The following is a 15,697-nucleotide window of genomic DNA, read 5'->3' as shown; positions in this document are numbered from 1 at the left end:
TTGCCTGGCTACCGCTGAACTCCAGATTTTGAGGTGAAAACAATGAAAATGAATAAAAGTCTCATCGCCCTCTGTTTATCAGCAGGGTTGCTGGCAAGCGCGCCTGGAATCAGCCTTGCCGATGTTAACTACGTACCGCAAAACACCAGCGATGCGCCAGCCATTCCATCTGCCGCGCTGCAACAATTAACCTGGACACCAGTCGATCAATCTAAAACCCAGACCACCCGGTTAGCTACTGGCGGTCAACAACTGAACGTCCCTGGCATCAGCGGTTCGGTTGCCGCATACAGCGTCCCGGCAAACATTGGCGAGCTGACACTGACGCTGACCAGTGAAGTGAACAAACAAACCAGCGTATTTGCGCCGAACGTGCTGATTCTTGATCAGAACATGACACCATCGGCCTTCTTCCCCAGCAGTTATTTCACCTACCAGGAACCTGGCGTGATGAGTGCAGATCGTCTGGAAGGCGTTATGCGACTGACACCTGCATTAGGGCAGCAGAAACTTTATGTGCTGGTCTTTACCACTGAAAAAGATCTCCAGCAGACGACACAACTGCTCGATCCGGCAAAAGCCTATGCCAAAGGTGTTGGTAACTCGGTGCCGGATATTCCAGACCCGGTTGCCCGTCATACCACCGATGGTCTGCTGAAACTGAAAGTGAAAACCAACTCCAGCTCCAGCGTGTTGGTGGGGCCGTTGTTTGGTTCTTCCGCTCCAGCTCCGGTTACGGTAGGCAACACTGCAGCACCGGCGACCTACACGGCACCGGCCGCAGCTGCACCTGCTCCGGCACCGGCGAAGAAAAGTGAACCTATGCTCAACGACACGGAAAGTTATTTTAATACCGCGATTAAAAACGCTGTCGCGAAAGGTGATGTTGATAAGGCGTTAAAACTGCTTGATGAAGCTGAACGCCTGGGCTCGACATCTGCCCGTTCCACCTTTATCAGCAGTGTAAAAGGCAAGGGGTAATTACGCCCCACAGTGCTGATTTTGCAACAACTGGTGCGTCTTCGGGCGCACCTTTTTTTCTCTCTCTCCTGTGATTGTTGCGTTATTGTTGCGTATTAGATCACTTAATATGCTTTACATCTCCCGTTAACGCTTTTCTGCGATACAATGCCTTTACGTTATGTAACGGAGAGTTCGGCATGTCACACCCCGCGTTAACGCAACTGCGTGCGCTGCGCTATTTTGCAGAGATCCCTGCGCTGGAACCGCAACTGCTCGACTGGTTGTTGCTGGAAGATTCCATGACCAAACGTTTTGAACAGCAGGGAAAAACGGTGAGCGTGACGATGATCCGCGAAGGGTTTGTCGAGCAGAATGAAATCCCCGAAGAATTACCGCTGCTGCCGAAAGAATCCCGTTACTGGTTACGTGAGATTTTGTTATGTGCAGATGGAGAACCGTGGCTTGCCGGTCGCACTGTCGTTCCTGTGTCAACGCTAAGCGGCCCCGAGCTGGCGTTACAAAATTTGGGTAAAACGCCGTTAGGACGCTATCTGTTTACATCATCGACATTAACCCGTGACTTTATTGAGATAGGCAGTGATGCCGGACTTTGGGGGCGACGTTCCCGCCTGCGATTAAGTGGTAAGCCGCTGCTGCTGACCGAACTGTTTTTACCGGCATCACCGTTGTACTAAGAGGAAAAAAATATGGAGTGGAGTCTGACGCAAAATAAGCTGCTGGCGTTTCACCGCTTAATGCGTACGGATAAGCCAATTGGTGCGTTACTGCTGCTCTGGCCAACTTTATGGGCGCTATGGGTGGCGACACCCGGTGTTCCCCAACTCTGGATCCTGGCGGTGTTTGTCGCTGGCGTCTGGCTGATGCGTGCCGCCGGTTGTGTAGTGAATGACTATGCTGATCGTAAGTTTGATGGTCATGTTAAGCGCACGGCAAACCGACCGCTTCCCAGTGGCGCGGTGACGGAGAAAGAGGCGCGAACGCTATTTGTGGTGCTGGTGCTGATTTCGTTCTTACTGGTATTGACGCTGAACACGATGACCATTCTGTTGTCGATTGCCGGACTGGCGTTGGCGTGGGTGTACCCGTTTATGAAGCGGTATACCCATTTACCGCAAGTGGTGCTGGGTGCGGCGTTTGGTTGGTCGATTCCAATGGCTTTTGCCGCTGTGAGTGAATCGGTGCCGTTAAGCTGCTGGTTAATGTTCCTCGCCAATATTCTGTGGGCGGTGGCTTACGACACGCAGTATGCGATGGTTGACCGTGATGACGACGTGAAGATTGGCATTAAGTCCACCGCGATCCTGTTTGGACAATACGATAAGTTGATTATCGGCATTTTGCAGATTGGCGTGCTGGTGCTGATGGCGATTATCGGCGAGTTAAATGGCTTAGGCTGGGGATATTACTGGTCAATACTGATCGCGGGCGCACTGTTTGTTTATCAACAAAAACTGATTGCCAACCGCGAGCGTGAAGCCTGTTTTAAAGCGTTTATGAATAATAACTATGTTGGCCTGGTACTGTTTTTAGGGCTGGCAATGAGTTACTGGCATTTCTGATGATGTAAAAAAGCCGGATGATCATGGTCATCCGGCTTTTTTTCTGTGAAATGCTGCCTGATGCGCTGCGCTTATCAGGCCTACATAACACATCGCAATTTATTGAATTTGCAGGTCATAGTAGGCCGGGTAAGGCGTTTGCGCCGCATCCGGCAACGCTCATCAGTTACCCTTCGCCCTGCGTCGCACTCTCAATCGTTAAGCGTACATCGGACGTAATCAACTCCGCCAGCAACTGATAAACCTTCATCGTTTCTGCCGGTTCGGCGTCGCCGCTGTCGCTGATATATCCTTCATCACGCAGCGTCAGCACCAGAGAACTGAACACCGCTTTGTCGAAGAACTCCGGTGCGTTGATGCCGTGCAGCACGGAAAGACGTTGTGCCACAGTGCGGCTCTCTTTCTCCAGCGTACCGCGATTGATCGACGGGTTGGCGCTCAACAGCCAGAAGGTAATCGCATAACGTTGCAGCGTTTCACGCGCGCCTGCGGCAAGCAACTGAAGCGTGCGGGAGTGCGCCGGATTGATATGTAACTCATCATCTTGCAGCGTAATCAGCCCCTGGCGTTGCATCTCATTCGCCAGCGCATCAATAACACCCGGCAACTCGTCACGCTCCCAGCGCAGGAACAGCTCCGCTTTTAGCATTGGGTAAAGCACATTGACGTGCTCCATCAACACTTCGCGGGAGATGTGCCGATGCTGCGTCACAATTGCTGCCATCAGCGAAGGCAGAACCAACATATGCGCAATGTTGTTGCGATAGTAGGTCATCAGCACCGCTTGCTCACGCGGCAGGATAATAATGTCGCCGATGGTGTCTTTCTCAACTTCAAACTTGTTCATTTGCAGCGCGTGATCAATCAGCTCACCGGCGCTGGCTGAAGGAACGGTAGAGTCCGTGGAGTAAGGCACGTTGCGCATCAAATCGAGATAACAATTCAGCTGCTCAGTCAATTGCTCGCGAGTGAGTGAACGCTGACGTGACGCCAGCAGCGCAGTACAGCACAGGTTCATGGCGTTAGCCGCGCCTGCGTTGTTAATGCGCACCATCAGATCGGCAGCAATGTTATTGACTGTCGGCGTTAACCAGGCCGGGCGTACAGCTTCGATAGGATCAATAGATTCACGCCAGTCTGGTACGTGCTGATTGAGATAGGTCATCAACGGCATCGGTTCACCGAAGTTGACATAGCCCTGACCGAGATTACGCAGTTTGCTTAAACCGCGCAGCATCTGCGGCAGGCTCTCTTTCTCTTTCGTCGCGCCGCGCAGTTCTTTGGCGTAAGTACCCACTTCCATGACGTGCTCATAACCGATGTAGATCGGAATCAACGTAATCGGACGCGTACCGCCACGCAGCATCGCCTGAATGGTCATCGACAGTGTGCCGGTTTTCGGATCAAGCAAACGTCCTGTACGCGAACGACCGCCTTCCACAAAGTACTCAACGGAATAACCACGGCTGAACAGTTCGCCGAGATATTCACGGAAAACGGTGGAGTAGAGTTTATTGCCTTTAAAAGTACGGCGAATAAAGAACGCCCCCAGACGGCGGAAAATCGGCCCGGCAGGCCAGAAGTTCAGGTTGATCCCGGCGGCGATATGCGGCGGCACCAGCCCCTGGTGATACAGCACGTAAGAGAGCAGCAGGTAGTCCATGTGGCTACGGTGGCATGGCACATACACCAGCTCATGACCGTCGTGAGCCAGCTGGCGAACGCGTTCGGCATTATGGACGTTGATTCCCTGATAGAGCCGGTTCCAGGTGAAGCCCAGAATACGGTCAGTCAGGCGGATCATCTCGTAAGAGAAGTTCGCCGCAATCTCTTCCATCAGCGCAATAGCGTTCTGCTGCGCTTTTTCATGGGAGATCTTTTTGCTGCGCGCTTCATCTTCTACCGCTTTGGCAATTGCACGCGAGGCGAGCAGCTTATTAAACAAATCCTGACGAGCAGGCAAGCGTGGACCCACGGCAGCCAGACGCTGACGGGCAAAGTGCATACGCGCCACGCGCGCCAGTTTTTGGGCGATAGTTTTATCTGTGCCGTGTTCATCAGCCATGCGGCGTAGCGAAACTGACGGCGAGAAACGCACAAAGCTATCGCGACCAAGCCACAGTACGGCGAAAAATTTCTGCACGCCGTTGAGCATACGTAGTGGCGGGTTTACTTCGCCTTTTTCACGTCCTGGCGCACGACCAAACATCACCGATACCGGCACCATCTGCACATCCAGATTTGGGTTGCTACGGTGCAGATCGAGATAGTCGTGGAACAGCTTAATAGACTCTTCTTTCGGCGTGTAATAGGTGAAAACACGCGGCCCGCCATGAATAAACACATAGCGCGGCAGTAGCGTGCCGTCTACCTCCAGCGGCTCTAATGGATCAGGCAGATCATGCGCCAGGCACTGGGCGCGCAACGTCAGCAAATCCGCTTTTGAGTTGTACGGTAAAACGTACATAATTGGACGAGAGGTATCGAGCCCCAATTCCGGGGCAGGATCTGCCGGAATAGACTTGCTTTTTACCAGGATGCTTAATGGTAAATTCAGTAATTTGTAGTAAATTCGTGGCCAGCCGGACATAAACGATGTAAAGCCTCTGGTTAATAATGCAAATGCGCGGGAAGGATAGCAGAAAGTCATGGGAAATTCTGTGGTATCCGCTCATGTTTCGCGCGGCGCTACGCTACCGGAATCATCGGATTCAACGGTACACTGATATTGACGCTCATAATGTAAAAAGGTTCTTTCAATGGCCAATAATACCACTGGATTCACTCGAATTATCAAAGCCGCTGGCTATTCCTGGAAAGGTTTACGCGCTGCATGGATCAACGAAGCGGCATTCCGTCAGGAAGGCGTGGCGGTATTGTTGGCGGTGGTCATCGCTTGCTGGCTGGATGTGGACGCGATAACCCGCGTACTGCTTATTAGCTCCGTCATGTTGGTGATGATTGTGGAAATTCTCAATAGCGCCATCGAAGCGGTGGTTGATCGTATTGGCTCTGAATACCACGAGCTTTCCGGGCGGGCGAAAGATATGGGGTCCGCAGCGGTGCTGATCGCGATTATCGTCGCTGTGGCAACCTGGGTCATTCTGTTATGGTCGCATTTTGGATAACCCTTCCAGAATTCGATAAATCTCTGGTTTATTGTGTAGTTTATGGTTCCAAAATCGCCTTTTGCTGTATATACTCACAGCATAACTGTATATACACCCAGGGGGCGGAATGAAAGCGTTAACGGCCAGGCAACAAGAGGTGTTTGATCTCATTCGTGATCACATCAGCCAGACAGGTATGCCGCCGACGCGTGCGGAAATCGCGCAGCGTTTGGGGTTCCGTTCCCCAAACGCGGCTGAAGAACATCTGAAAGCGTTGGCACGCAAAGGCGTAATTGAAATTGTTTCCGGCGCATCGCGTGGGATTCGTTTGTTGCAGGAAGAGGAAGAAGGGTTGCCATTGGTAGGTCGTGTGGCTGCCGGTGAACCGCTTCTGGCGCAGCAGCATATTGAAGGTCATTATCAGGTCGATCCTTCCTTGTTCAAGCCGAATGCCGATTTCCTGCTGCGCGTCAGCGGAATGTCGATGAAAGATATCGGCATTATGGATGGCGACTTGCTGGCAGTGCATAAAACTCAGGATGTACGTAATGGTCAGGTCGTTGTCGCACGTATTGATGACGAAGTTACCGTTAAGCGTCTGAAAAAACAGGGCAATAAAGTCGAATTATTGCCAGAAAACAGCGAGTTTAAACCGATTGTCGTTGACCTTCGTCAGCAGAGCTTCACCATTGAAGGGCTGGCGGTTGGGGTTATTCGCAACGGCGACTGGCTGTAACAGATCTCTGATACCGCGATGCCGCCTGGCGTCGCGGTTTGTTTTTCATCTCTCTTCATCAGGCTTGTCTGCATGGCATTCCTCACTTCATCTGATAAAGCTCTCTGGCATCTCGCCTTACCTATGATTTTCTCCAATATCACCGTTCCGTTGCTGGGGCTGATTGATACGGCGGTAATTGGTCATCTTGATAGTCCGGTTTATCTGGGCGGCGTGGCGGTTGGCGCAACGGCGACCAGCTTTCTCTTTATGCTGTTGCTGTTTTTGCGCATGAGCACTACCGGGCTTACTGCGCAGGCGTATGGTGCCAAAAATCCTCAGGCATTAGCGCGTGCGCTGGTGCAGCCGTTGCTACTGGCGCTGGGGGCTGGCGCGTTGATTGCTCTGTTGCGTACACCGATTATCGATCTGGCGCTGCATATTGTTGGTGGCAGTGAAGCCGTGCTGGAACAGGCGCGGCGCTTTCTTGAAATTCGGTGGCTAAGTGCACCGGCGTCGCTGGCAAACCTGGTATTACTTGGCTGGTTGCTCGGCGTGCAATATGCCCGTGCGCCGGTTGTCCTGTTAGTGGTGGGTAATATTCTCAACATTGTGCTGGATGTCTGGCTGGTGATGGGGCTGCATATGAACGTGCAGGGCGCGGCGCTGGCAACGGTCATCGCAGAATATGCGACGTTGCTGATTGGTCTGCTAATGGTGCGTAAAATCCTCAAACTACGCGGTATTTCCGGCGAAATGCTGAAAACAGCCTGGCGAGGAAACGTCCGTCGCTTGCTGGCGCTTAACCGCGACATCATGCTGCGCTCCCTGTTATTGCAACTCTGTTTTGGTGCAATAACGGTACTTGGCGCGCGACTGGGAAGTGACATTATCGCCGTTAACGCGGTTCTGATGACGCTACTCACCTTTACCGCCTATGCGCTGGATGGTTTTGCCTACGCGGTTGAAGCTCATTCAGGTCAGGCATACGGTGCGCGCGACGGGAGCCAGTTACTGGATGTCTGGCGCGCAGCGTGTCGCCAGTCGGGGATCGTGGCGTTGCTGTTTTCTGTGATTTATTTGCTGGCAGGGGAACACATTATTGCGTTGCTGACGTCATTAACCCAGATTCAGCAGCTGGCCGATCGCTATCTTATCTGGCAGGTCATTTTACCGCTGGTTGGTGTCTGGTGTTATCTGCTGGACGGCATGTTTATAGGTGCAACGCGCGCCGCCGAAATGCGAAACAGTATGGCGGTGGCAGCAGCAGGATTTGCGCTGACGCTCCTCACGTTGCCGTGGTTGGGTAATCATGGTTTGTGGCTGGCGTTAACCGTCTTTCTGGCGCTGCGCGGGCTTTCTCTGGCGGCTATCTGGCGTCGTCACTGGCGCAACGGAACATGGTTTGCCGGAGCGTGACGGTTAAATATTCTGAATAAATAATCCTAAGCCAAATTCCTGACTACACTTAATCCCATGTTCAGAAGAAAAGCGAGCGTACTCTCATTCACCACCTAACGATGAGGACTTGAATATGAATAAAGACGAAGTCGGCGGTAACTGGAAACAGTTCAAAGGTAAAGTGAAAGAGCAATGGGGCAAACTGACCGATGATGATATGACGGTCATTGAAGGTAAACGTGATCAGTTAGTGGGTAAAATCCAGGAACGCTACGGTTACCAGAAAGATCAGGCAGAGAAAGAGGTCGTGGACTGGGAAACCCGCAATGAATACCGCTGGTAATTAATCCCTCCTGCCCGACGTGTACAAGGATGTACGCCCTCTTAACGCGGTTTCTTTTTCACCTGAATAGAGTGGTCATGATGGCACTGTTCAGGATGACGACACGCTTCCACTTCTACACATGCTGAACATAATCCATGCGCTTCAATCACATTATGCCGCAGGGCAAAACCCATTTTTGCCGCCAGCGTATGCATGATGTCTTCCACACCTTCCGCACACTCTTCTTTCACTGCGCCGCAGCGATCGCAAATAAACATAGCTGAAGTATGCGTTGGTTGATCGAACAGGTGACAGAGCACATAGCTGTTGGTGGACTCAACTTTATGCACAAACCCTTGCTCAAGCAGAAAATCGAGTGCGCGATAAACCGTTGGCGGCTTGGCCTGCGGCTCTGCTTCACGCAGTAAATCAAGCAGATCGTAGGCGCTGATGGCTCCTTCCTGCAGACTCATCAGGCGCAACACTTCAAGGCGCTGCGGGGTCAGGCGCACATTACGCTGTGCACAGAGTTTTTCAGCTTGCGCTAATAACTCCTGCGTTGTGGTCTTTTCCATTGGGCACCTCAAAGTGGGGTTAAGAATGTCCTTACTTTACCATAGTTCTCACTTAAACGCCGAGAACAGGGCGTCATAGCTGTCACATTGCCTGATCGCATATTCGTTATGCTATAGTAGCGCCCCCAATTCACCAGGTGCTTAAAAAAACGCCATGTCAGCAGAATCACAAACCGCTTATTCCGCATACCGTTTCTCCATTGCCCCGATGCTCGACTGGACGGACAGACATTGCCGTTATTTCCTGCGTCTGCTCTCCCGCAATACACTTCTCTATACCGAAATGGTGACCACGGGGGCAATTATTCACGGTAAAGGTGATTACCTGGCGTACAGTGAAGAAGAGCATCCGGTGGCGTTGCAACTGGGTGGAAGCGATCCAGCGGCACTGGCGCAGTGTGCGAAGCTGGCAGAAGCGCGCGGATACGATGAAATCAACCTGAATGTCGGCTGCCCGTCTGACCGGGTACAGAACGGCATGTTTGGCGCGTGCCTGATGGGTAATGCGCAACTGGTAGCCGACTGCGTTAAAGCGATGCGCGATGTGGTGTCGATTCCAGTCACGGTGAAAACGCGTATTGGTATTGACGACCAGGACAGCTATGAATTTCTTTGTGATTTCATCAACACCGTTTCCGGTAAAGGCGAGTGTGAGATGTTTATCATCCACGCGCGTAAAGCCTGGCTTTCTGGTTTAAGCCCGAAAGAAAACCGCGAAATCCCGCCGCTCGATTACCCGCGCGTCTATCAACTGAAGCGTGATTTTCCGCATCTGACGATGTCGATTAACGGTGGCATCAAGTCGCTGGAAGAGGCTAAAGCACATTTGCAACATATGGATGGCGTGATGGTCGGACGTGAGGCGTACCAGAATCCGGGGATTCTGGCGGCGGTGGATCGAGAGATCTTTGGTTCCTCTGATACTGATGCCGATCCGGTGGCGGTAGTCCGCGCCATGTATCCGTACATTGAGCGTGAGCTTAGCCAGGGGACGTATCTCGGCCATATTACCCGGCATATGCTGGGTCTGTTCCAGGGTATTCCTGGTGCGCGGCAGTGGCGTCGTTATTTAAGTGAAAATGCCCATAAAGCGGGTGCTGACATTAACGTGCTGGAACATGCGCTCAAACTGGTGGCGGATAAGCGTTAATTTTTCACCACAAAGTAGTCAAATTCACTATGCCCTGCGCACCGTCGCGGGGCATATTTTTTGATAAATCATAATGTTAGGTTTTGGCATGATTCTTGTAATGGCTGCAAGAGATTTCATATTTGGGAGTACATCATGCTGGAACTACTTTTTGTGATTGGCTTTTTTGTCATGTTGATGGTCACCGGCGTTTCGTTGCTGGGCATTATCGCCGCGCTGGTTGTGGCGACGGCCATTATGTTCCTCGGCGGTATGCTGGCATTGATGATTAAGTTGCTGCCGTGGTTACTGCTGGCGATTGCGGTGGTGTGGGTTATTAAGGCGATTAAAGCACCAAAAGTGCCGAAATATCAGCGTTATGACCGCTGGCGTTACTAAGGGATTGTGCGGATGATCACAACCTAAGGTTTTATCCTTAGAACAAAATAGGAATTGATTATCAAATCTGTCACTATTGCGTCTCTAACAGATTCATCGTGCTGTACCCTACATACAGCCGAACTATAAAAGAAAGGGCTTCCCAGGTGGAAGCCCAATTTCTTTATGGGATCAGTAAGCTGGAACCCTGCGTCGCCCGGCTTTCCAGAATCTCATGCGCTCGCCGCGCATCCTTCAGCGGATATTTCTGTTGCTCTGCGACATCGACCTTAATCACGCCGCTGGCGATCAAAGAAAACAGTTCATTACTGGCTTCGGTTAACTCATCCCGCGTGGTGATATAGCCTTGCAGGGAAGGGCGTGTCACATACAGCGAGCCTTTCTGATTGAGAATGCCTAAGTTCACACCCGTCACCGCGCCTGATGAGTTACCAAAACTGACCATTAAACCGCGACGTTGCAGACAATCCAGCGACCGTTCCCAGGTATCTTTGCCTACGGAATCGTACACCACGCGCACTTTCTTGCCGTCGGTGATCTCTTTTAATCGCTCGACCAGATTTTCGTCGCGATAGTTAATTACCTGCCATGCACCCGCTTTTAATGCACTTTGCGCTTTTTGCGCGCTGCCCACAGTGCCAATAAGTTTTGCTCCTAAGGCTTTTGCCCACTGGCAGGCAATTAAGCCCACGCCGCCAGCAGCCGCATGGAACAGGAACTGTTCGTCAGGTTTGATTTCATACGTTTTGCGCAGCAGATAATAAACCGTTAAGCCTTTCAGGAACGACGCGGCAGCTTGCTCAAAAGAGATCGCCGCTGGCAGAATTGCCGCTTTATCGGCATTGACGTTATGCACAGAACTGTAAGCCCCTAACGTTGACTGCGCATAAACCACACGATCGCCCGCTTTAATATGTTTCACGCCGCTGCCGACTTTGCTCACAATGCCAGCCGCTTCGGTGCCTAATCCGCTGGGTAGCGATGGCGGTGGATAAAGGCCGCTGCGGATATAAGTGTCGATGAAATTGATGCCAATGGCTTTATTTTCGACCTGGATTTCATTCTCTGCCGGATCGGCAGGAGTAAATTCCACGGTTTGAAGTACTTCCGGGCCACCGTGCTTGTGAAATTCAATTCGTGTTGCCATGTGTCCTCCAGAACGTATCGTCAGGGTCTGCTTCATATGGTAAAGTTTCGACCCATTCTTTATCTCGGTAACTCCATTCACTATGGCAGGAAATAAACCCTTCAACAAACAGCAGGCTGAACCCCGCGATCGCGATCCACAAGTTGCCGGGCTGAAAGTGCCTCCGCACTCGATCGAAGCGGAGCAGTCGGTGTTGGGCGGTTTAATGCTGGATAACGAACGCTGGGACGATGTGGCCGAGCGAGTGGTGGCAGATGATTTCTACACCCGTCCGCACCGTCATATCTTTACCGAAATGGCGCGTTTGCAGGAAAGCGGTAGCCCAATTGACCTGATCACCCTTGCCGAATCACTGGAGCGCCAGGGGCAACTTGACAGCGTTGGTGGTTTTGCTTATTTGGCGGAACTGTCAAAAAATACGCCAAGTGCAGCGAACATCAGTGCCTATGCCGACATCGTGCGCGAACGTGCCGTTGTCCGTGAGATGATCTCAGTTGCGAATGAGATTGCCGAAGCCGGTTTTGATCCGCAAGGGCGCACCAGTGAAGACTTGCTCGACCTTGCTGAATCTCGCGTCTTTAAAATTGCCGAAAGTCGTGCCAATAAAGACGAAGGGCCGAAGAATATCGCCGATGTGCTCGACGCCACGGTGGCGCGTATTGAGCAACTGTTCCAGCAACCGCACGATGGTGTAACCGGTGTTAATACCGGCTATGACGATCTCAACAAAAAAACCGCTGGCTTGCAGCCGTCGGATTTGATCATCGTCGCCGCGCGTCCGTCGATGGGTAAAACGACATTTGCGATGAACCTCGTCGAAAACGCGGCGATGTTGCAGGATAAACCAGTACTTATCTTCTCGCTGGAGATGCCATCGGAACAGATTATGATGCGTTCTCTGGCGTCGTTGTCGCGCGTTGACCAGACCAAAATTCGTACCGGGCAACTGGATGATGAAGACTGGGCGCGTATTTCCGGCACGATGGGCATTTTGCTGGAAAAACGAAATATCTACATTGATGACTCCTCCGGCCTGACGCCAACGGAAGTGCGCTCCCGCGCGCGCCGTATTGCCCGTGAACACGGCGGCATCGGACTCATCATGATCGACTACCTGCAATTGATGCGCGTACCGGCGCTTTCAGACAACCGTACGCTGGAAATTGCAGAAATCTCCCGCTCGCTAAAAGCCCTGGCGAAAGAACTGAATGTGCCGGTGGTGGCGCTGTCTCAGTTGAACCGTTCTCTGGAACAACGTGCTGACAAACGCCCGGTCAACTCCGACCTGCGTGAATCCGGTTCCATCGAGCAGGATGCGGACTTGATCATGTTTATCTATCGTGATGAGGTTTATCACGAAAACAGTGATTTAAAAGGCATCGCAGAAATTATTATCGGTAAACAACGTAACGGCCCAATCGGGACGGTACGCCTGACCTTTAACGGTCAATGGTCGCGTTTCGACAACTACGCGGGGCCACAGTACGACGACGAATAATAATTATTTTATGAATTAGGTAATTAAAGCAAACACTTATCAAGGAACACAAATGCAAGCGGCAACTGTTGTGATTAACCGCCGCGCTCTGCGACACAACCTGCAACGTCTGCGTGAACTGGCACCTGCCAGTAAACTGGTTGCGGTGGTGAAAGCGAACGCCTACGGTCACGGTCTGATTGAGACCGCGCGAACGCTCCCCGATGCCGACGCCTTTGGCGTTGCCCGTCTCGAAGAAGCCCTGCGGCTTAGGGCGGGGGGCATCACGCAACCTATTTTGTTACTGGAAGGCTTTTTTGAAGCAGACGATCTGCCGACGATCTCCGCTGAACATCTGCATACTGCCGTGCATAACGAAGAACAGCTTGCTGCGCTGGAAGAGGCCAATCTGGAGGAGCCAGTTACCGTCTGGATGAAACTCGACACCGGTATGCACCGGCTGGGCGTGTTACCGGAACAAGCTGAAGCGTTTTATCAACGACTTACGCAATGTAAAAACGTCCGTCAGCCGGTGAATATTGTCAGCCACTTTGCTCGTGCTGATGAGCCAAAATGCGGCGCGACTGAGAAACAACTCGATATCTTCAATACCTTTTGCGAAGGCAGACCCGGCAAGCGTTCAATCGCCGCATCGGGCGGAATTTTGTTATGGCCGCAGTCGCATTTTGATTGGGTGCGCCCGGGCATCATTCTTTATGGCGTGTCACCGCTGGAAGATGGTTCCACCGGTGCCGATTTCGGTTGCCAGCCAGTGATGTCACTGACCTCCAGCCTGATTGCCGTGCGTGAGCATAAAGCAGGTGAACCGGTAGGCTATGGCGGCACCTGGATTAGCGAGCGCGATACCCGCCTTGGCGTGGTGGCGATGGGCTATGGCGATGGCTACCCGCGCGCCGCGCCGTCCGGTACACCAGTGCTGGTGAACGGCCGCGAAGTGCCGATTGTGGGGCGAGTCGCGATGGATATGATCTGCGTAGATTTAGGCCCGCAGGCGCAGGATAAAGCCGGGGATCAGGTCATTTTATGGGGCGAAGGTCTGCCCGTAGAGCGTATCGCAGAAATGACGAAAGTGAGTGCTTACGAACTTATCACGCGCCTGACATCAAGGGTCGCGATGAAATACGTGGATTAATCGTTCTGCAATAGTTGATTGTCTGTGCCGGATGCGGTGTGAAAGCCTTATCCGGCCTGCAAATTTATGTAAATTCAATAAATTGATACACTCTTGTCGTTCGTACCTCTGAAGGTTTTGCGTTTTTTATCAGCTTCGCTGCGTTATTAATTGCTGCTCATTGCTAAACATCCTCTCGATCTTCCCCATCTTCCGGTTTATTGTGTTTTAACCACCTGCCCGTAAACCTGGAGAACCATCGCGTGTTTCAAAAAGTTGACGCCTACGCTGGCGACCCGATTCTTTCGCTTATGGAGCGTTTTAAAGAAGACCCTCGCAGCGACAAAGTGAATTTGAGTATCGGTCTGTACTACAACGAAGACGGGATTATTCCACAATTAAAAGCCGTCGAAGAAGCGGAAGCGCGCCTGAATGCGCAGCCTCATGGCGCTTCACTTTATCTACCGATGGAAGGGCTTAACAGCTATCGCCATGCTATTGCGCCACTGCTGTTTGGCGCTAATCATCCGGTGTTACAACAACAGCGCGTGGCGACTATTCAAACGCTTGGCGGTTCAGGGGCATTGAAAGTGGGGGCTGACTTCCTGAAACGCTACTTCCCGGAATCAGGTGTGTGGGTCAGCGATCCCACCTGGGAAAATCACGTAGCAATATTTGCCGGGGCTGGATTCGAAGTGAGCACTTACCCCTGGTATGATGAAGTGACCAACGGTGTGCGTTTTGACGATCTGTTGGCGACGCTAAAAACATTGCCTGCCCGCAGTATTGTGCTGCTGCATCCGTGCTGTCATAACCCAACGGGCGCCGATCTCACCAACGACCAATGGGACGCAGTCATTGAAATTCTCAAAGCACGCGAGCTTATCCCATTTCTCGATATCGCTTATCAAGGATTTGGTGCCGGTATGGAAGAGGATGCCTACGCCATTCGCGCCATTGCCAGCGCCGGATTACCTGCTCTGGTAAGCAATTCATTCTCGAAAATTTTCTCCCTGTACGGCGAACGTGTCGGCGGTCTTTCGGTGGTGTGTGAAGATGCCGAAGCCGCAGGCCGTGTGCTGGGGCAACTGAAAGCTACTGTGCGCCGTATTTACTCCAGCCCGCCGAATTTTGGTGCACAGGTAGTGGCAACGGTGCTGAATGATGAGGCGTTGAAAGCCAGTTGGTTGGCAGAAGTAGAAGAAATGCGAACCCGTATTCTGGCAATGCGTCAGCAACTGGTGCGGGTGTTGAGCACTGAGATGCCGGAGCGCAATTTTGATTACCTGCTTAAGCAACGCGGCATGTTCAGCTATACCGGTTTAAGCGCCGCTCAGGTCGATCGCCTGCGCGAGGAATTTGGCGTTTACCTGATCGCCAGCGGTCGTATGTGTGTTGCCGGGCTTAACTCTGCGAACGTGCAGCGCGTTGCAAAGGCGTTTGCTGCAGTGATGTAAGGTTAACCAGCAGGCGGTTGAAAAGCCGCCTGCTCTACTATAAATAAGGGGGGCTATGTATTATCCAGGTAAATAGTACGAAGGAGATGAAGACTTATTTCTTATAAACGTGAATAAAATAGGCGTTTCATTTCCGAACATTTTTATACTATGGAAATATATTAAGTTATTAAATAGTTACAAACACGGACTGGTCTCATGTGATCCTTCTCCCTTTCTTCACAAAAGCCGCAGATAATCCTTCCTTTCCCTCGCTGCTGGCGTTATGGTCAGATGGCTTTTCCAAC

General features: G+C 51.9%; 15 protein-coding genes. 12 read left to right on the top strand and 3 right to left on the bottom strand.

Going from position 1 to position 15,697, the window contains the following annotated elements; genetic code table 11:
* Positions 1-42 precede the first annotated feature (42 nt).
* The 3 genes from malM (at position 43) to ubiA (ending at position 2,543) form a co-directional block, all read left to right on the top strand.
* Positions 43-981 carry a maltose operon protein MalM gene (gene malM, locus RGV86_RS11250; RefSeq protein WP_010344810.1) on the top strand — a complete coding sequence of 313 codons (939 nt, stop codon included), beginning with the start codon at positions 43-45 and terminating at the stop codon, positions 979-981.
* A 179-nt stretch (positions 982-1,160) separates the two neighbouring features.
* Entirely contained in the window at positions 1,161-1,658 is a 498-nt protein-coding gene (gene ubiC / locus RGV86_RS11245) for a chorismate lyase (RefSeq protein WP_000019215.1), read from the top strand.
* 12 nt (positions 1,659-1,670) lie between these two features.
* Positions 1,671-2,543, top strand: coding sequence for a 4-hydroxybenzoate octaprenyltransferase (gene ubiA / locus RGV86_RS11240; protein ID WP_000455237.1), 873 nt, complete (start codon positions 1,671-1,673; stop codon positions 2,541-2,543).
* Positions 2,544-2,709: 166 nt separating this feature from the next.
* On the opposite strand, the gene plsB is transcribed toward ubiA, so the two are convergent.
* Positions 2,710-5,133, bottom strand: a complete 2,424-nt coding sequence (plsB, locus tag RGV86_RS11235; RefSeq protein WP_016159874.1) for a glycerol-3-phosphate 1-O-acyltransferase PlsB — start codon at positions 5,131-5,133, stop codon at positions 2,710-2,712.
* 169 nt (positions 5,134-5,302) lie between these two features.
* Between plsB and dgkA the strand changes: the two genes are divergently transcribed.
* The 4 genes from dgkA to RGV86_RS11215 all read left to right on the top strand — a co-directional run bounded on the left by dgkA (position 5,303) and on the right by RGV86_RS11215 (position 8,112).
* Positions 5,303-5,671: a diacylglycerol kinase gene (dgkA, locus tag RGV86_RS11230; RefSeq protein ID WP_000002906.1), complete on the top strand. Its 369-nt coding sequence runs from the start codon at positions 5,303-5,305 to the stop codon at positions 5,669-5,671.
* A 109-nt stretch (positions 5,672-5,780) separates the two neighbouring features.
* A complete protein-coding gene (lexA, locus tag RGV86_RS11225; protein WP_000646078.1) occupies positions 5,781-6,389 on the top strand; it encodes a transcriptional repressor LexA in 609 nt (202 codons plus the stop codon).
* A gap of 72 nt (positions 6,390-6,461) precedes the next feature.
* Complete coding sequence (gene dinF / locus RGV86_RS11220; RefSeq protein ID WP_137598356.1) at positions 6,462-7,787, top strand: MATE family efflux transporter DinF; 1,326 nt, start codon at positions 6,462-6,464, stop codon at positions 7,785-7,787.
* 115 nt (positions 7,788-7,902) lie between these two features.
* Positions 7,903-8,112 carry a CsbD family protein gene (locus tag RGV86_RS11215; RefSeq protein WP_001030603.1) on the top strand — a complete coding sequence of 70 codons (210 nt, stop codon included), beginning with the start codon at positions 7,903-7,905 and terminating at the stop codon, positions 8,110-8,112.
* Positions 8,113-8,153: 41 nt separating this feature from the next.
* Here RGV86_RS11215 and zur read toward each other — a convergent pair whose 3' ends face one another.
* Positions 8,154-8,669: a zinc uptake transcriptional repressor Zur gene (gene zur / locus RGV86_RS11210; RefSeq protein WP_000416266.1), complete on the bottom strand. Its 516-nt coding sequence runs from the start codon at positions 8,667-8,669 to the stop codon at positions 8,154-8,156.
* Positions 8,670-8,823: 154 nt separating this feature from the next.
* Between zur and dusA the strand changes: the two genes are divergently transcribed.
* A complete protein-coding gene (gene dusA / locus RGV86_RS11205; RefSeq protein ID WP_085461286.1) occupies positions 8,824-9,819 on the top strand; it encodes a tRNA dihydrouridine(20/20a) synthase DusA in 996 nt (331 codons plus the stop codon).
* Between the two features lie 135 nt (positions 9,820-9,954).
* Entirely contained in the window at positions 9,955-10,197 is a 243-nt protein-coding gene (gene pspG / locus RGV86_RS11200) for an envelope stress response protein PspG (RefSeq protein WP_000891404.1), read from the top strand.
* A 163-nt stretch (positions 10,198-10,360) separates the two neighbouring features.
* On the opposite strand, the gene RGV86_RS11195 is transcribed toward pspG, so the two are convergent.
* Positions 10,361-11,344 carry a quinone oxidoreductase gene (locus RGV86_RS11195; protein ID WP_000235546.1) on the bottom strand — a complete coding sequence of 328 codons (984 nt, stop codon included), beginning with the start codon at positions 11,342-11,344 and terminating at the stop codon, positions 10,361-10,363.
* Between the two features lie 82 nt (positions 11,345-11,426).
* On the opposite strand from RGV86_RS11195, the gene dnaB reads away from it, so the two are divergent.
* The 3 genes from dnaB to tyrB all read left to right on the top strand — a co-directional run bounded on the left by dnaB (position 11,427) and on the right by tyrB (position 15,410).
* Entirely contained in the window at positions 11,427-12,842 is a 1,416-nt protein-coding gene (dnaB, locus tag RGV86_RS11190; RefSeq protein WP_000918355.1) for a replicative DNA helicase, read from the top strand.
* 52 nt (positions 12,843-12,894) lie between these two features.
* Positions 12,895-13,974: an alanine racemase gene (gene alr / locus RGV86_RS11185; RefSeq protein WP_001147290.1), complete on the top strand. Its 1,080-nt coding sequence runs from the start codon at positions 12,895-12,897 to the stop codon at positions 13,972-13,974.
* Positions 13,975-14,216: 242 nt separating this feature from the next.
* Entirely contained in the window at positions 14,217-15,410 is a 1,194-nt protein-coding gene (gene tyrB / locus RGV86_RS11180; RefSeq protein WP_000486927.1) for an aromatic amino acid transaminase, read from the top strand.
* The last annotated feature ends 287 nt before the right edge of the window (positions 15,411-15,697 follow it).

It is taken from the genome of Escherichia ruysiae, from assembly GCF_031323975.1.
GTDB classification, from domain to species: Bacteria; Pseudomonadota; Gammaproteobacteria; order Enterobacterales; family Enterobacteriaceae; genus Escherichia; species Escherichia ruysiae.
Note: the sequence above shows the minus strand (reverse complement) of the source record. Positions and strands in the feature narration are given on the sequence as shown.